Origin of the sequence: Bradyrhizobium sp. I1.14.4 (assembly GCF_050435825.1) — a bacterium.
Taxonomy (GTDB): Bacteria; Pseudomonadota; Alphaproteobacteria; order Rhizobiales; family Xanthobacteraceae; genus Bradyrhizobium.
Window position 1 is genome coordinate 24,568 of sequence record NZ_JBNDLA010000025.1, and the last position, 16,603, is coordinate 41,170.

Below are 16,603 nucleotides of genomic sequence, written 5' to 3' on the forward strand. Positions count from 1 at the left end.
ATGTTGACGCTTTCCCTGATCGGCATTGGTTGTGGCGATCCCCGGCAGCTCACCCTCGCTGCGATCGCCGCCATCAACGCCGCCGATTTGATCCTGATCCCACGTAAGGGTACCGCGAAGTCGGATCTCGCCGAATTGCGCCGAACGATTTGCGCGCAAGCACTGAGCAATGACCGCACACGCATTGCCGAGTTCGACCTGCCGGTGCGTGACGGCGGTGAGGAGGACTATCGCAAGGGCGTGGACGATTGGCATGATGCAATCGCCGCGGCCTGGTCACAGGAAATCGCGCGCCATCTCGGCGGCGACGGACGCGTCGCCCTGCTGATCTGGGGCGATCCTTCGCTCTACGATTCGAGCCTGCGGATTGCGCAACGGCTCGATCCGGTGCCCTTGATCGACGTGATCCCGGGCATCACCTCGATCCAGGCGCTATGCGCGGCGCATGCGCTGCCGCTCAACGAGATCGGCGAGCCGTTCCTGGTCACGACGGGTCGGCGGCTGCGCGAGGGCGGCTGGCCTTCCGGTGTCGACACCGTCGTCGTGATGCTCGATGGCGGCGCCGTCTTCCAGACGCTGGATCCCGCCGGGCTGCAGATCTGGTGGGGCGCCTATCTTGGCATGCCCGATCAAATCGTCATGGCAGGGGAGTTAGCCGAGGTCGGGCCTCGCATCGTCGCCACGCGCCGGGATGCGCGTGAGCAGCACGGCTGGATCATGGACAGCTATGTCCTCAAGCGGAGATCGTGATCCAGGGATTGCGTCGGCATTCCACGCAGCGTGCGCTGCCAGAGCGCTTTCGTGCGAAGTGGACGCCAAGAATCTAGGGCTTCGGTTCTGATTCGATCAGAACCGAAATTGCTCTAGGTCTTCAACCCGCGAATCGAGGGTTGGATGGTCAGGCGATAGGCGACGAGCTTGTCACCGTCGAACTGCTCGAGGGTTGTCTCGCAGACCGGGCAGCGATACTCGCCCTTGCTTCCTGATCCGGATGCCAGCTCAAGGCGCCGGAATCCAGCCCCGCAGCGCGGGCAGGTGACGTCGTCCTTCTTCATCAACTCACCCCAGAACAACACCGGCGGTATTTTGTAACCCAGACCGCGCGGCGGAACTATGTTCATGGCTGGAGAGCTACGGGTCATTTCGTGCATGGCAACGCGGACGCGGCCGGATCGAACAGTCGGATCTCTCACGGGAATGGATCGGTAGCTGCAAACGCATTCCGCAAATTCAGCAATGAGTTATCGCGTGAGGTCCAAGGACGATCTGACCCGGCTTGCGCCGCAACAAGGGCTGCCATGTTGCGATGCCGTCGGTTCCCCAGTCCCAGATCGACCCGCGATCGCCGGCGAACGCAAGGTTCGCCGGCGATCCATCGCGATCAGCGGATGCCACCTATTGCCGCGTCAGGCGAACCACATCCTGTCGCAGCAGGTAGAGCGAGACGGCGAGCAGGACGACGTCCTTCATCAGAAAGGGCACGTTGCCGGTCATTGCAGGAAAGCCTCCGGCGGCGACGTCCCAGCCTTCCGGCATGAACGGGATGATGGTGACCGTCGCGACAAAGGTGCCGGTCGATCCGAGCGCGCCAAGAGCGCCGAGCCGCTTGTCCCAGAAGCCTGCAAGCAGCAGGGATCCAAACGTCCACTCGGAGGCGCCGAGGAAATAGCTGGCGCCGGCGTGGCCGAAGAGCGGGTACAGCCACCAGATCAGCGGACCGTTGCTGATGAACGGGACCAGTCGCTCGAACTCGTAGGGAAACCACTTCTGGTAACCGAAGAAGAGGAACATGATCACCATCGAGGCCCGGACGACGTGGTAGTCGAGATCCTCCGCGAGCAGCCCGGACCTGTAGAGTGCGCGGACAAGCGGATTTTGTGTGGTGTTGGTAAGCGTGGTCATGGTCGTGATCCTTTCGCGTGACATCGCTCGATCGCTTCACGCGACTGCGGGGAAGTCGATGTCGGTGTCATTGATGCGGTTGAAGACGTTGGTGAAGACGGTGGTCGCGAACGCCAGGCTGATCTCGACCAGCTGCGCGTCGCTGTAGCCGGCGGCCTTGATCGCGGCGAAATCCTCGTCGCTCACGGTGCCGCTGGACTTTGCGAGCTTGCGAACGAAGCCGACGAGCGCATCGCGCTTGGCATCACCGCTCGGCTCGCCGTTGCGGATCTGCTTCAGCACATCGGCCGTCACGCCGGAGAGCCTGGCGAGATGAGAATGCGCGGCGACACAGTAGTCGCAGCCGCCCGCGGTGCTGATGACGAGCTTCACGACCTCCAGGTCGCGCTTGGGCAGGCTGCCGCCAGTCAGCACGGCATCGGCCGCAAGGATCGACTTGAGCGCGGCTGGACCATGAGCCGCAATCGCCGTGTAGGTGTTCGGAACGCCGCCGATCGCCTTCTTGATCTGGGCGTAGATCTGGCCCGACGGGCCGGTATCGGTTTCGAGATTGGGGACTGAGAGACGGGACATGGTGGCACTCCTTGTTGGGGGTGGTGAACGATTGCGGAGTGACAATAGGGTCGAGATGTGAGACATTGAATGTCAATTTAGCTCAGATATATGCTCGATCGTCTCAATCAGATCGCTTTGGGGGACTGCCATGGATTGGCTCAGCCGGCTGTTCGAGATGATGCCGGTGCGCGGGCGGCTCGACCTTCGCTGCAGCTACAGCGTGCCCTGGCGCATCGACCAAGGGCCGGGCGCGGCCAACGAGATCCCCTATCATGCGGTGCTTGCCGGCTCGGCGATCCTGGACGATCCCGCAAGCGGTCAGCCGTTGCTGCTGAAGACCGGCGACATTCTTCTGTTGCCCGGCAACCCGCGACACGTGATGCATGATGGCGGCGGGGCGACGCCGCTGCCGGCGCGCAATCGGGCGGCACAGAATTTCACGATCAGCGAAAACCTGGGTTCGGACGAACGGCTCGACCTGCTGTGCGGGCACTTCGCGATTGCACCTCCGCACGACCGTCTGTTGCGCAACTATCTTCCGCCGCGTCTTGTCGTGCATGCCGGCCCGCGTGTGGGAAAGGGGACGGCCGCGCAGCTCGCCGGACTCGTGTCCCTGATGCGCAGCGAAACGGCCGACGATCATCTGGGCGGTCGCGCCATGCTGGACGCGCTGTCCACGGCGATGTTCGCGCTTGTGCTGCGGCTTGCGAGCGAGACCGATGACAGGTCTCGCGGTCTGCTTGCACTGGTCGGTGATCCCCGCCTTGCGCCGGCCGTGGCGGCCATGTTCAACCAGCCTGCGCGCGCATGGTCGCTGCCGGAGTTGGCGCGCTTCTGCAACATGTCGCGCGCCACGCTGGCGCGGCAATTCCAGGAGAGGCTCGGGCGATCCGCCAGCGATCTGCTCACCGATATCAGGATGACGCTTGCGGCGAATGCGTTGAAGAGATCATCGCTGTCGACCGGCGCCGTCGCGGAGACGGTCGGCTACCAATCGGAGGCCGCCTTCCAGCGTGCCTTCAAGAGCCACATGGGCGTGACGCCGGCGCAGTGGCGAAAGGCGCAGTCGTTCGAACTGGATGTCGCGACGGGCCCTGGTGCACCAGCCGATCCGCCGCGCGCCATGCAAGTTTGATCAAGGACAGGCAAGCGGCCGATGGTTGCTCGCCATCGGTCGCTTCGCGAGCCGTTATGCCCTGACAGTGGCTGCCTGCTGAAGAACTGGAATCATGTCCTCTGGCTCCGGGCGGCGGGTATAGTCGGGGTTCACCTCCGAGTAGAGGATCACGCCGTCCTGTCCGATGACGTAGCGGGCCGGCATCGGCAGTGTCCAGCTTGGATCGTCGTTGAAGGTCGGCAGATCGTTCTTCAGCTGCTTGTAGAGCTCGACCAGGTAGTCGGGCAGATGGAAGCGCAGTCCGAAGGCGTCGCCGACCTGACCCTTCACGTCGGACAGGATCGGGAAGGAGAGCTTGTTCTGGCGCACTGACTTGCGGCTGTTCGGCGCGGTCTGCGGCGAGATCGCGGCCAGCGAGGCGCCGTATTTGTCGAATGCCGGCTTGGCGGCTTCCAGCGCCTGTAGCTCCATGTTGCAATACGGGCACCAGACGCCGCGGTAGAAGCTGAGCACCAGCGGGCCGCGCTTCAACAGATCGGCCGAGTTGACGATATTGCCCTCGGGGTCACGCAGTGAGAAGGCGGGGGCAACATCGCCGGCCTTCCTGGCGCGCTGGGCGGCACCGGACGCGATCAGCTCCGCGGTGGCGCGGTGCATGATATCGATGACCGTTCGCGGAACGTTGTACGGTGGTTTTCCGGCTTTCGGCGGCGCCATCCGGCTTGTTGAACTCACACGCAGGAAGCTAAAGGAGATGGCCGCGCCGGCTAGCGCTGCCGTTGGACTAGTGCTTATTCCTGACCAGAATAAGCGTGGTCCGCTTCAACTGCCGGATGATGCGTCATGCATTGAAGCTGCGCTCGAAGAAACTCGCGAATCTCCGTGCCTTGGCCGTCGCGGCGCGCCCGGTCGGAAGCACCACCCAGAGATCAAGCGCGGGGAGGCTCCATTCCGGCAGGACCGCGCGCACGGCGCCCGATTTGAGCTCGGGGGTGAACATCCATTCCGACGCGATCGCGAGCCCGGCATCGGCGAGCACCGCAGCCCGGACGCCTTCGGCCGCGGTCACCCGCAGCCGGCTCCGCACCGTGACGGCCAGTTCGGTACTTTCACGTTGAAATGACCATACGCCGCCCTCGCGGAGATAGACGACGGCCTGGTGCCGGCTCAGTTCGCTCGGCGTGGCCGGTATGCCGGCGCGGTCGAAATAGGCCGGCGTGCCCAGCACGAGGCGTTTACATCTCGCGACACGGCGTGCGGTCAGCGTCGAATCCGCCATCCTGCCCATCCGCAGGGCGACGTCGATGCCTTCCTGCACGAGATCGATCTGGCGGTCGTCGAGCACGACTTCGAGCTCCAGCTCCGGGTGCTGCGCGAGAAACTTCGGCAGCATTGGAATGAGATGGATCCGGGCGAAGGTGACCGCGGCGCAGATCCGCAATCGTCCCTTGAGGCCGGCTCCGGCGCCGCGCGCGGCGATCTCGGCTTCGGCAGCCTCTTCAAGCGCGCGCCTGGCGCGCTCGAGATAGCCAAGCCCGGCTTCCGTCGGGGTGAGGCCATGAGTCGAGCGCGTGAGCAGCTTGACCCCGAGAAATTCCTCGAGCTGCGCGACCGATTTCGAGACCGCCGGCTGGCCGACCAGGAGCTGCCGCGCCGCTCCGGAGAACGAACCGGTTTCGACCACCCGCACGAACGTCTCCATCGCCGCAAGACGATCCATGGCTATTCTCCCCGGGAATGAGCGATATCGCCCATCCTGTCACGGTCTGGGGTAATTGGCCATTTCCAGGCAAGCCTGGGCAGGCGGAGGATCAATCCCTAAGACTTGCGATGCCTTGCGTTGACCGCGATCGCGGCGGCGGCGGTGCGGTTCTCGACGCCGAGCTTGGCGTAGATCTGCTCGAGATGCTTGTCGACGGTGCGCGGGCTTAAGCCCAGGATCTGCGCGATGTCGCGGTTGGTCTTGCCCTTGGAGAGCCAGGACAGCACCTCTCCCTCGCGGGTGGTCAGGCCGAGCTCGCTGGAGAACTCGGCCGGCATGTCGCCGCTGGTGTCCTTGGCCAGCCGCAGCAGGAATTCGTTGGGGCCTAGCTTGCCCATATATTGCAGCCGAAGCTGCTCGTTGCCGGGGTATGCCGCCACGGTCGCGGTCTTCGATCCCGCCTTGCCTTTTTGCGCCTGCTCGAGCCATTGCGGCATCGGGTCCGGCAGCACGAAATTGTCGGCGGCGTCGGCGAGCGTATCCGATAGCAGTCGCTGCGCCTGCGGCGTCGCCCACAGCAGCGCACCGGCACTGTTGACCGCGAGCAGATAGCGGCCGGAGACGTCGAGCGCCGCGCGGGCGCTGTGCGTCATCCGCGCGTTGGCGAGATGGACTCGGATGCGCGCCAGCATCTCCTCGACCACGATCGGCTTCGTCACATAGTCGACGCCGCCGGCCTCGAGCCCACGCACGATGTGCTCGGTTTCGGCCAGCCCCGTCATGAAGATGATCGGGACGCCGTCGAGCCCGGCGTCGCGCTTCAGCCGCCGGCAGGTCTCGAAGCCGTCCATGCCGGGCATCACGGCATCGAGCAGCACGATATCGGGCGTGATCTGGTCGACGATACGCATCGCGGAGGTGCCGTCGAGCGCGACCATCACGGTCATGCCGGCGCCGTCGAGCGCGTCGGTCAGCAGGCGCAACGTCTCGGGAGAGTCGTCGACGACGAGCGCGACGTCGCGCTTTCTCTGTTCAATGGTCATAGCTGTGCAATGTTTTCAACGTCGCCATATATTGATCGAGATCGAACCGGTCGATCAGCGTGCGCATCTGGCCGACGAAATCGGCATGCTCGGGACACTCATTGCCGATTTCGTCGAGCTTGAGCTGGATCGCCCTGATATAGCCGAGCTGGCCGAGGCTGATCAGCTCTTCGACATATTTCACCGGCGGGCGCGAACCGCTGTCGGGCTTCCATTGCGGGGGCGGGGCCGGCTCGGCCTCATACTGCCACTCGATCTTGAGCAATTGGCGGATGGTCTCTAACAGCCGCGGGATGTCGATCGGCTTCATCAGGTAGCCGTCGTGGAATGGTTGCGCCAGCGGCGCGCCATGGGCCTCCAGCGCACTTGCCGAGATCATCAGGATTCGAGCCTGGTGATGGCCTTCCGAGCGCAGCGTCTCGGCGACCGTCCAGCCGTCCATGGCCGCCATCGAGATGTCGAGCAGAAACATGTCCGGCCGGCAATGCTGGGCGAGCGCAAGGCAGCCCGGTCCGTCCGGTGCGCTGAGCAGGATGAAGCCGAGCGGCGCCAGGATCTCGCGCAGGAGGTCGCGATGGGTCGGGTCATCGTCGGTGATCAGGATGGTCTTGCGCGGGCCGTGATAGCCATAGATGGGGGCCTCGACCGGCGCTTCGCGGCGCGGATTGGTGACCTCGGAGAGCAGGAGCTTGACGCGGAACGTGCTGCCGGTGCCGACCGTGCTCAAGACCTTGATGTCGCCACCCATCACGCCTGCGAGCAGGCGGCTGATGGTCAGGCCAAGCCCGGTGCCGGTCTGCGGCTGGGTGACGCCGAGCGCGCCGCGCTCGAACGGCGCGAAGATCCGCTCGAGGTCGTCGGGCTGGACGCCCGGCCCGGTATCGATCACCTCGAACTCGGCGACCGGGCTGCGGTAATGCACCACGAACTGCACCCGGCCGCATTGGGTGAACTTGATCGCGTTCGAGAGCAGGTTGATCAGGATTTGCCGCAGCCGCTTCTCATCGGCATAGACAACGACGGGCAGCACCGCCGGCCGCCTGAACACGAAGTCGATGCCCTTGGCCGCCGCTTGCAGGCGGAACATGCCGACCAGCTGCTCGAGGAAATCGTTCAGCCGCACCTCGTCGCGCGAAAGATAGAGACGGCCGGCTTCGATCTTGGAGATGTCAAGAATGCCGTCGATCAGTCCCGACAGATGGTCGGCGCTGCGGCGGACCACGCGCACCTGCCCGCGCGGCCGCACCTGGAGGCTGTCGTCCTGCTCCAGCAATTGCGCATAGCCGGAGATCGCGTTGAGCGGCGAGCGAAGCTCGTGGCTGAGGCCGACGACGTATCTGCTCTTGGCGAGATTGGCGGACTCGGCAACCTCCTTGGCGCGCTGCAACTCGGCATCGGTGCGCTTGTGAGCGTCGATTTCCTGGATCAGCAGCGTGGTCTGGCGGCGTGTTTCCGCTTCCGCGGCGCGCCGGCTCTGTTGCGCCAGTACGAACAGCCAGGCGACGACGCCGATGATGAGAGTCAGCGCAAAGAACACCTTCCACAGCACGTCGGCCAACAATTCATTGGCATGCACGGCCGCTGTGGTCTGCAGGTAGATCAGGCCGAGCACCAGCGCCACGAGGCCGGCCGAGACTGCGAACACGCCGAGGTAATGTCCAAGCTGCGAGTTGATGCGGGCATAGATCGGCTGCGGCAACAGCTTGCCCAGTGTTTCCGACACCTGCGCGCCGATCCGTGCGTGCGGCTTGCAAAGATCGTGGCAGCGCGCATCGAGCGAGCAGCACAGCGAGCAGATCGGGCCGGCATAGGCCGGGCACGAAGCCATGTCCTCGGGCTCGAACGAATGCTCGCAGATGCAGCACTGGATCGATTCGATGTTCTGCCAGCTCCGCTTCGGCTTGCGCGCGATGTAGTACTTGCCGTCGGTCGCCCAGGCAATGAGCGGGGCAGTGATGAATGCGACCGCAAGCGCCACGAAGGCGGACAGCGCCTTCGCGGTCGGCCCGAACAGGCCATAGAACGCGCTGATCGAGACCACGGTCGCGATCGTCATTGCGCCGACACCGACCGGATTGATGTCGCAGAGATGGGCGCGCTTGAATTCGATGTGCTGTGGGCGAAGACCGAGTGGCTTGTTGATGACGAGATCGGCGACCAGCGCGCCGACCCAGGCGATCGCGACGTTGGAGTACAGCGCGAGCGTCTGCTCCAGCGCCTTGTAGACGCCGATCTCCATCAACAGCAGCGCGACGACGACGTTAAAGACGAGCCACACCACGCGGCCGGGATGCGAATGGGTGAGGCGGGAGAAGAAGTTCGACCAGGCGATTGAACCGGCATAGGCGTTGGTTACGTTAATCTTGACCTGCGACAGGATCACGAACGTCCCGGTCAACGCCATCGCCAGGTCCGGCTGCGACAGCACGTAACGGAAGGCTTCGAGGTACATGTTCGCGGGCTCGGCCGCGTGCTCGGCGGAGACGCCGTGGCTGAGCGCGAAGAAGGCCAGGAACGAGCCGGCCAGCAGCTTGAGCGCACCAAGCACGATCCAGCCCGGACCGGCGCTCAGCAGCGCGATCCACCAGGCCTTTCGCGAGGTACGGCGGTCGCGCGGCAGGAAGCGCAGGAAGTCGACCTGCTCGCCGATCTGCGCCACCAGCGCGAACACGACGGAGGCCGCCGTGCCGAACAGCAGGAGATCGAGATTGCCCGAGGGATCGCCGTGATCGCCGGCGAACTTGCGCCACTCGGTGAACGAGTGCGGATTGGCCCAGGCAATCGCCGCGAATGGCATGATGTGGAGGATGATCCAGAGTGGCTGGGTCCAGAGCTGGAAGCGGCTGATCAGCGTGATGCCGTAGATGACCAGCGGAATGATCACGACCGCGCTGATCAGGTAGCCGATCGGTCGCGGAATGCCGAAACACATGTCCAGCGCGCTGGCCAGGATCACGGCCTCGATCGCAAAGAAGATGAAGGTGAAGGAGGCATAGATCAGCGAGGTGATGGTTGAGCCGATATAGCCGAAGCCGGCGCCGCGGGTCAGCAGGTCGATGTCGATGCCGCTTTTCGCGGCATGGTAGGCGATCGGCAGCCCGCAGAGGAAGATGATGATGCTGACGACCAGGATCGCGGCGGAGGCGTTGATCGCGCCGTAGTTCAGCGTGATGGTGCCGCCGATCGCTTCCAGCGCGAGGAAGGAGATCGCCCCCAACGCGGTGTTGGCGACGCGGGCGGCTGACCAGCGCCTGGCGCTCTTGGCCGTGAAGCGCAGCGCATAGTCTTCCAGCGTCTGGTTGGCGACCCATTGATTGTATTGGCGCCTGACGCGGTCTATCCGCTGCCGCCCTGCCACTCGCTCTTACTCCTGGTCCACGATGCTTTGATCGCGGGCAAATCCCGTACCAAAAATCTACGTCGCTATTTTGCGGTGCAGTATACGCGATCTTGCGTATCAGTGCGGTGCACAAAAGTAAGCAATCCTCGCCTCATCAATAAGCGTTCTCGAACCAATGGGGTGCTCATGTCAGACGAAACAAAACCAGGACTGCATTCTCCGCTTCGGCGCAAGCTTTTGATGGGAATGGCCGCATTGCCGGCCATCTCGATGCTGGGCCGTCCCGCATTTGCGGACGTTCCTGCAACCTCCGCGGTCAACACCACGGGGCTTGCAGTCACCGATAGCGAGGTCACCGTCGGCATCCTGCACTCCGTCACCGGCACGATGGCGATCTCCGAGACCGGATCGGTCGAGGCCGAGAAGCTCGCAATCGAGCAGATCAACGCCGCCGGCGGCGTGCTCGGCCGCAAGATCAAGTTCATCCAGGAAGACGGCGCCAGCGACTGGCCGACTTTCGCGGAAAAGGCGAAGAAACTCCTGGTCAACGACAAATGCGCGGCCGTGATGGGCTGCTGGACCTCGGCCTCGCGCAAGGCGGTGCTGCCGGTGTTCGAGCAGTACAACGGCATGCTGTACTATCCGACCTTCTACGAGGGCCTCGAGCAGTCGAAGAACGTGATCTACACCGGTCAGGAGGCGACGCAGCAGATCATCGCCGGCCTCGACTGGGTCAACAAGACCAAGGGCGCCAAGAGCTTCTATCTGCTCGGCTCGGACTACATCTGGCCGCGCACCTCGAACAAGATCGCGCGCAAGCACATCGAGAACCATCTGCAGGGCTGCAAGGTGGTCGGTGAGGAATACTTCCCGCTCGGCTCGACCCAGTTCAACTCGGTCATCAACAAGATCAAGCTGACCAAGCCGGACGTGATCTACGCGATCATCGTCGGCGGCTCGAACGTCGCGTTCTACAAGCAGCTCAAGGCGGCGGGCATCGATTTGTCCAAGCAGACGCTGCTGACGATCTCGGTCACCGAGGACGAGATCGACGGTATCGGCGGCGAGAACATCGCCGGCGCCTATGCCTGCATGAAGTATTTCCAGTCGCTCGACAATCCGAACAACAAGGCCTTCGTGCCCGCGTTCAAGAAGATGTGGGGCGAGAAGACCGTGATCGGCGACGTGACGCAGGCTGCGTATCTCGGCCCGTGGCTGTGGAAGTTGACTGTGGAGAAGGCCGGTTCCTTCGACATCGACAAGGTGGCGGCCGCGTCACCCGGCGTCGAGTTCAAGGGCGCGCCGGAAGGCTATGTCCGGATCCACGAAAACCATCACCTCTGGTCGAAGACCCGCGTCGGACGCGCCAAGGCCGATGGCCAGTACGAGCTGATCTACGAGACCGCCGATCTCGTCGAGCCGGATCCGTTCCCCAAGGGCTACCAGTGAGCCAGTAGCCCGCATGAGCGGAGCGATATGCGGGCCGTCCCGGGTATCGCTACTGCTCACCGGGCTACGAATCTCCATAACGCATCGCGGCGTGGACGTCATCGTCCACGCCACGGAACGAGCGACGCTTGACTGGCGGCGTATGCCCCTTGGAATGACGGAGGACCACGATGTTCGGTGACTATTCGATCAGCGACCTCGGCGCCATCCTCGCGATGCAGGGATTTGCCGGGCTCATCCTGTTCTCCGTCTATGTGCTGATGGCGCTGGGGCTTGCCATTATCTTCGGCCAGATGGGCGTCATCAACATGGCTCATGGCGAGTTCATGATCCTTGGGGCCTACGTCACCTGGATGACGTCGAACGCCGTGCAGCACGTCGCGCCCTGGCTGTTCCCCGGCTACTTCTTCATCGCGATGATCCTGGCGTTCATCGCCTCCGGCGCGCTCGGCATGCTGGTCGAATGGGCGCTGATCCGCCATCTCTACAAGCGGCCGCTCGATACCCTGCTCGCGACCTGGGGCCTCAGCCTGATCCTGCAACAGTCCTATCGCTCGATCTTCGGCGCGCGTGAGGTCGGCGTCGAGCTGCCGGAATGGATGATGGGCTCCTGGCAGGCGACCGACTCGATCCAGATCCCGATCAACGGCATGTTCGTGATGGCGCTGACCACCCTGATCACGATTGCGGTCGCCTACGTGCTGTTCTGGTCGAGCTGGGGCAAGCAGGTGCGGGCCGTGGTGCAGAACCGCGTGATGGCCGGCGCCGTCGGCATCAACACCGAGAAGGTCGATCGCTACACCTTTGGCCTCGGTTGCGGCATCGCCGGGATCGCAGGCTCGGCCTTCACGATGATCGGCTCGACCGGGCCGACCGCCGGCCAGCTCTACATCGTCGACACCTTCCTGGTCGTCGTGTTCGGCGGCGCTGCTTCACTGTTCGGCACCATCGCCTCCGCCTTCTCGATCTCGCAGACCCAGTCGACGCTGGAATTCTTCCTGTCGGGATCGATGGCCAAGGTGATCACGCTGCTCACGATCGTCGCGATCCTGATGGTGCGTCCGCAGGGGCTGTTCGCGCTCAAGGTCCGCAAATAAGAACAAGCAGGCAGGTCATGATCATCAACTCGCGCTTTTTCAATCGCTCCGAACTGCTCGGCTTCCTTGCGCTCGCGGTGCTGTTGCTTCTCATCCTGCCGCTATCGCTCGACATCTTCCGCCTCAACCTGGTCGCCAAATACCTGACCTACGCCTTCGTCGGCATCGGTCTCGTGCTGTGTTGGGGTTATGGCGGCATCCTGAGCCTCGGGCAGGGCGTGTTCTTCGGCCTCGGCGGCTACTGCATGGCGATGTACCTCAAGCTCGAGGCATCCTCGGTCGCGAACACCAAGATACAGTCGACGCCGGGCATCCCGGACTTCATGGACTGGAACCAGATCACGCAGCTGCCGCTGTTCTGGAAACCGTTCCACAGCTTTCCGCTTACGGTGCTGGCGATCCTGCTGGTTCCCGCCTTCTTCGCGCTGGTCATCGGCGCCGCGATGTTCAAGCGCCGGGTCGGCGGTGTGTATTTTGCGATCATCACCCAGGCCATTGCGGCCATCCTCACCATTCTGATCGTCGGGCAACAGGGCTACACCGGCGGCATCAACGGCATCACCGACCTGCGCACGCTGCACGGCTGGGACATCCGCACCGATCACGCCAAGTTCATTCTGTACTTTGTCGAGGTTGTGCTGCTGTTCGGTTGCATCGTCGCCGCGCAATTCATCCGCCTGACAAAGCTCGGGCGGATCCTGGTGGCGATGAGAGAGCAGGAGGATCGCGTGCGTTTCTCCGGTTACAGCGTCGCCAATTTCAAGATCTTCGCGTTCTGTGCCGCGGCGGTGTTCGCGGCGATCGGCGGCGCCATGTTCACGCTCGAGGTCGGCTTCATGTCGCCGTCCTTTGTCGGCATCGTGCCGTCGATCGAGATGGTGATCTACACCGCCGTCGGCGGCCGGATGTCGATCTTCGGCGCGGTCTGGGGCGCGCTGCTGGTCAATTTCGCCAAGACCAGTCTCTCGGAATCCTTCCCGCAGCTTTGGCTGTTCGGCCTCGGCGCGTTGTTCATCGCGGTCGTGCTCGCCTTCCCGAACGGGCTCTCCGGGATCTGGGCGGACCACGTCCAGCCCCGCATCGATCGCCTGCTGGCATCGCGAAGATCAAAATCGGCGGGACTTGTCGCCGACGGCGCGCCGGCTGAGTGAGGAGGAACCATCATGCTCGTCGGTCATCAGCCCAAGGACTTCCTGCTCGCGGTCTCCGGCCTCACCGTGTCCTTTGACGGCTTCAAGGCCGTCAACGATCTCTCCTTCTATGTCGAGGAGAACGAGATCCGGGTCATCATCGGCCCGAACGGCGCCGGCAAGACCACGGTGCTCGACCTGATCTGCGGCAAGACCAGGGCGACGTCAGGCTCCATCCAGTTCCGTGGCCAGGAGCTGACCAGGCTGCGCGAGAACGAGATCGTGCAGGCCGGCGTCGGCCGCAAGTTCCAGACGCCGTCGGTGTTCGAGGATCTCACCGTGTTCGAGAACCTCGAAATCTCCTTCCCGCGCGGCCGCACCGTGTTCGGTTCACTGACCTTCCAGCGCGACGACACCGTCAAGCAACGGGTCGAGGAGGTCGCCGAGATGATCTTCCTCAGGGACCGCCTCAACACCTATGCCGATCAGCTCAGCCATGGCCAGAAGCAGTGGCTCGAGATCGGCATGCTGCTGATCCAGGATCCGGACCTGCTGATGCTCGACGAGCCGGTCGCTGGCATGAGCGTGTCCGAGCGCGCCAAGACGGCCGAGTTGCTCAACCGCATCATCAAGGACCGCTCGGTGCTGGTGATCGAGCACGACATGAAGTTCGTCGAGGACATCGCGCACAAGGTCACGGTGCTGCACCAGGGACAGATCCTGTCCGAGGGGACGATGGAGCACGTCAAGAACGATCCCAAGGTCATTGAAGTTTACCTGGGCCATTAAGGATTTAAAGCGATGCTGGCAATCAATGATCTTCATGTCGCCTACGGCCAGAGCGAGGTGCTGCACGGCCTCAACGTCTCCGTCGCGCCCAACGAGATCGTTGCGATCATGGGCCGCAACGGCATGGGCAAGACCACGCTGATGAAGTCGCTGATGGGCATCCTGCCGGCCAAGAGCGGCAAGGTGACCATGGACGGCACCGAACTCGGCGCGATGAAGAGCTACGAGCGGGTGGCGAAGGGCCTCGCCTACGTGCCGCAGGGCCGCATGATCTTCTCCACCATGACGGTGAAGGAAAACATCGAGACCGGGCTCGTGGTGTCAGGCGGTTCCGAGGTTCCCGGCGACATCTACGAATTGTTCCCGGTGCTGCTCGAGATGAAGGGCCGCCGCGGCGGCAATCTCTCGGGTGGGCAACAGCAGCAGCTTGCGATCGCCCGCGCGCTTGCGACCAAGCCGAAGGTGCTGCTGCTCGACGAGCCGACCGAAGGCATCCAGCCGTCGATCATCAAGGACTTGGCGCGCACCTTGAAGCGCATTCGCGACGAGCGGGGGCTGTCGATCGTCGTCTCCGAGCAGGTCCTGAGTTTTGCGCTCGACATCGCCGACCGCGTGCTCGTCATCGAGAATGGCGAGATCGTCCGCGACGATCCCCGCGCCGGCGTCGATGCCGCGCAGATCTCCAAATACCTGTCCGTCTAACCAGAGCTTGATCCGGAAAAGTGCGATGCAGTTTTCCGGCAAGATCATGCTCAAACGTTCAACTGCGTAACCCAAGGGGAGCATCTCGATGCCAGATACACTGATCAAGGTCGACCTCAGCAAATCGGCCTATGAAAACGACAAGATTCACAACCGCTGGCATCCGGAGGTTCCGATCGTCGAGTGGGTCAGCCCCGGCGACGACTTCATCATCGAAACCGTCGACTGGACCGGCGGCTTCATCAAGAACAACGATTCCGCCGATGACGTGCGTGACATCGATCTCTCGATCGTGCACTTCCTGTCCGGCCCGATCGGCGTCAAGGGCGCCGAGCCCGGCGATCTCCTGGTCGTCGACCTGCTCGATGTCGGTCCGCTCAAGGAGAGCCTGTGGGGCTTCAACGGCTTCTTCTCCAAGCAGAATGGCGGCGGCTTCCTCACCGACCATTTCCCGCTGGCGCAGAAGTCGATCTGGGACATCAAGGGCCTCTATACCTCGTCGCGTCACGTCCCCGGCGTCAACTTTGCCGGCCTGATCCATCCTGGCCTGATCGGCTGTCTGCCCGATGCCAAGATGCTGGCGGCCTGGAACAAACGCGAAGCTGAATTGATCGCGACCGACCCGACCCGCGTGCCGGGCCTCGCCAATCCGCCGTTCGCGCCGACCGCGCATGCCGGCCAGGCCAAGGGTGACGTCAAGGCCAAGATCGGCCTCGAGGGCGCCCGCACCGTGCCGCCGCGCGAGCATGGCGGCAATTGCGACATCAAGGATCTCTCGCGCGGCTCGAAGATCTATTTCCCGGTTTATGTGCCGGGCGGCGGCCTCTCGATGGGCGACCTGCATTTCAGCCAGGGCGATGGCGAGATCACCTTCTGCGGCGCCATCGAAATGGCCGGCTGGCTGCACATCAAGGTCGACGTCATCAAGGACGGCGTGTCGAAATACGGCATCAAGAACCCCGTGTTCAAGCCGTCGCCGATCACGCCGAACTACAAGGACTATCTGATCTTCGAGGGCATCTCGGTCGACGAGGCCGGCAAGCAGCACTATCTCGACGTCCATATCGCCTACCGGCAGGCCTGCCTGAACGCGATCGAATATCTGAAGAAGTTCGGCTACTCCGGCGCCCAGGCCTATTCGATCCTCGGCACCGCACCGTGCCAGGGCCACATCTCCGGCGTGGTCGACGTGCCCAACGCCTGCGCCACGCTGTGGCTGCCGACGGAGATCTTCGACTTCGACGTGATGCCGTCGTCGGCAGGTCCGATCAAGCACATCAAGGGCGACGTGCAGATGCCGATCTCGCCCGATAAGTGATCCTTTAGGTGATCCCTGCGCGAAGGGTGCGGGACGGCTGCGTATTGGCCGCCCCGCATCCATCGCCGGATTTCACACGACTGCGCAAGGATACGGAAATGCCCATCTACGAATATCTCTGCAACGATTGCGGTCCCTTCACCGACATGCGGCCGATGGCGGAATGCGACCTGCCGCAGGACTGCCCGCAATGCGAAACAACGTCGCCGCGCGTGATCCTGACCGCGCCAGCGTTCTTCTGCATGCCCTCGGACAAGCGCAAGGCGCACGCCACCAACGAGCAGAGCCGGCATGCGCCGAAGACGCTCGATCAGTACAAGGCGGCGCACGGTCCGGGGTGTGGCTGCTGCTCCACGGGAGAGAAGAAGCCGGCGCGGCTGATGACCAAGACGAAGAGCGGCGCCAAGGGCTTTCCGACCGCGCGTCCCTGGATGATCAGCCACTGACGACGTGGCTGAC

General features: G+C 63.4%; 16 protein-coding genes. 9 read left to right on the forward strand and 7 right to left on the reverse strand.

Translation table 11 applies throughout. The annotated features are described in order from the left end of the window. Positions 1-750 carry a precorrin-6A synthase (deacetylating) gene (cobF, locus tag ABIB78_RS31715; protein WP_429031999.1) on the forward strand — a complete coding sequence of 250 codons (750 nt, stop codon included), beginning with the start codon at positions 1-3 and terminating at the stop codon, positions 748-750. Positions 751-863: 113 nt separating this feature from the next. Here the strand turns inward: cobF and ABIB78_RS31720 are convergent, their stop codons facing one another. From ABIB78_RS31720 to ABIB78_RS31730, 3 genes are all read right to left on the reverse strand, one after another. Next, positions 864-1,055 carry a hypothetical protein gene (locus ABIB78_RS31720; RefSeq protein ID WP_076866933.1) on the reverse strand — a complete coding sequence of 64 codons (192 nt, stop codon included), beginning with the start codon at positions 1,053-1,055 and terminating at the stop codon, positions 864-866. A gap of 340 nt (positions 1,056-1,395) precedes the next feature. Next, positions 1,396-1,902, reverse strand: coding sequence for a YkgB family protein (locus tag ABIB78_RS31725; protein WP_429031842.1), 507 nt, complete (start codon positions 1,900-1,902; stop codon positions 1,396-1,398). 36 nt (positions 1,903-1,938) lie between these two features. Beyond that, complete coding sequence (locus ABIB78_RS31730; RefSeq protein ID WP_429031844.1) at positions 1,939-2,475, reverse strand: carboxymuconolactone decarboxylase family protein; 537 nt, start codon at positions 2,473-2,475, stop codon at positions 1,939-1,941. Positions 2,476-2,605: 130 nt separating this feature from the next. On the opposite strand from ABIB78_RS31730, the gene ABIB78_RS31735 reads away from it, so the two are divergent. Then, the gene (locus ABIB78_RS31735) at positions 2,606-3,592 is read left to right on the forward strand and encodes an AraC family transcriptional regulator (protein WP_429031846.1); all 987 of its coding nucleotides are present in this window, start codon (positions 2,606-2,608) and stop codon (positions 3,590-3,592) included. Between the two features lie 54 nt (positions 3,593-3,646). Here the strand turns inward: ABIB78_RS31735 and ABIB78_RS31740 are convergent, their stop codons facing one another. From ABIB78_RS31740 to ABIB78_RS31755, 4 genes are all read right to left on the reverse strand, one after another. Next, a complete protein-coding gene (locus ABIB78_RS31740; protein WP_429031849.1) occupies positions 3,647-4,231 on the reverse strand; it encodes a peroxiredoxin-like family protein in 585 nt (194 codons plus the stop codon). Positions 4,232-4,415: 184 nt separating this feature from the next. Further along, positions 4,416-5,294, reverse strand: coding sequence for a LysR family transcriptional regulator (locus ABIB78_RS31745; RefSeq protein ID WP_429031851.1), 879 nt, complete (start codon positions 5,292-5,294; stop codon positions 4,416-4,418). A gap of 98 nt (positions 5,295-5,392) precedes the next feature. Then, the gene (locus tag ABIB78_RS31750) at positions 5,393-6,319 is read right to left on the reverse strand and encodes a response regulator (RefSeq protein ID WP_429031854.1); all 927 of its coding nucleotides are present in this window, start codon (positions 6,317-6,319) and stop codon (positions 5,393-5,395) included. After that, the gene (locus tag ABIB78_RS31755) at positions 6,309-9,677 is read right to left on the reverse strand and encodes a hybrid sensor histidine kinase/response regulator (protein WP_429031856.1); all 3,369 of its coding nucleotides are present in this window, start codon (positions 9,675-9,677) and stop codon (positions 6,309-6,311) included. The genes ABIB78_RS31750 and ABIB78_RS31755 overlap by 11 nt, the downstream gene beginning before the upstream one ends. A 168-nt stretch (positions 9,678-9,845) precedes the next feature. On the opposite strand from ABIB78_RS31755, the gene urtA reads away from it, so the two are divergent. From urtA to ABIB78_RS31790, 7 genes are all read left to right on the forward strand, one after another. Further along, entirely contained in the window at positions 9,846-11,108 is a 1,263-nt protein-coding gene (gene urtA / locus ABIB78_RS31760) for an urea ABC transporter substrate-binding protein (protein ID WP_429031857.1), read from the forward strand. A 170-nt stretch (positions 11,109-11,278) separates the two neighbouring features. Continuing rightward, positions 11,279-12,205 (forward strand): urea ABC transporter permease subunit UrtB, encoded by a 927-nt coding sequence (gene urtB, locus ABIB78_RS31765; protein WP_429031859.1) that lies wholly within the window; start codon positions 11,279-11,281, stop codon positions 12,203-12,205. Positions 12,206-12,222: 17 nt separating this feature from the next. Continuing rightward, a complete protein-coding gene (gene urtC, locus ABIB78_RS31770) occupies positions 12,223-13,356 on the forward strand; it encodes an urea ABC transporter permease subunit UrtC (protein WP_429031861.1) in 1,134 nt (377 codons plus the stop codon). A gap of 12 nt (positions 13,357-13,368) precedes the next feature. Beyond that, positions 13,369-14,124 carry an urea ABC transporter ATP-binding protein UrtD gene (gene urtD, locus ABIB78_RS31775; RefSeq protein ID WP_429031864.1) on the forward strand — a complete coding sequence of 252 codons (756 nt, stop codon included), beginning with the start codon at positions 13,369-13,371 and terminating at the stop codon, positions 14,122-14,124. Positions 14,125-14,136: 12 nt separating this feature from the next. Then, complete coding sequence (gene urtE, locus ABIB78_RS31780; protein WP_429031866.1) at positions 14,137-14,826, forward strand: urea ABC transporter ATP-binding subunit UrtE; 690 nt, start codon at positions 14,137-14,139, stop codon at positions 14,824-14,826. 88 nt (positions 14,827-14,914) lie between these two features. Further along, positions 14,915-16,144 (forward strand): formamidase, encoded by a 1,230-nt coding sequence (gene fmdA, locus ABIB78_RS31785; RefSeq protein WP_429031869.1) that lies wholly within the window; start codon positions 14,915-14,917, stop codon positions 16,142-16,144. A 98-nt stretch (positions 16,145-16,242) separates the two neighbouring features. Continuing rightward, positions 16,243-16,590 carry an FmdB family zinc ribbon protein gene (locus ABIB78_RS31790; RefSeq protein WP_429031872.1) on the forward strand — a complete coding sequence of 116 codons (348 nt, stop codon included), beginning with the start codon at positions 16,243-16,245 and terminating at the stop codon, positions 16,588-16,590. The last annotated feature ends 13 nt before the right edge of the window (positions 16,591-16,603 follow it).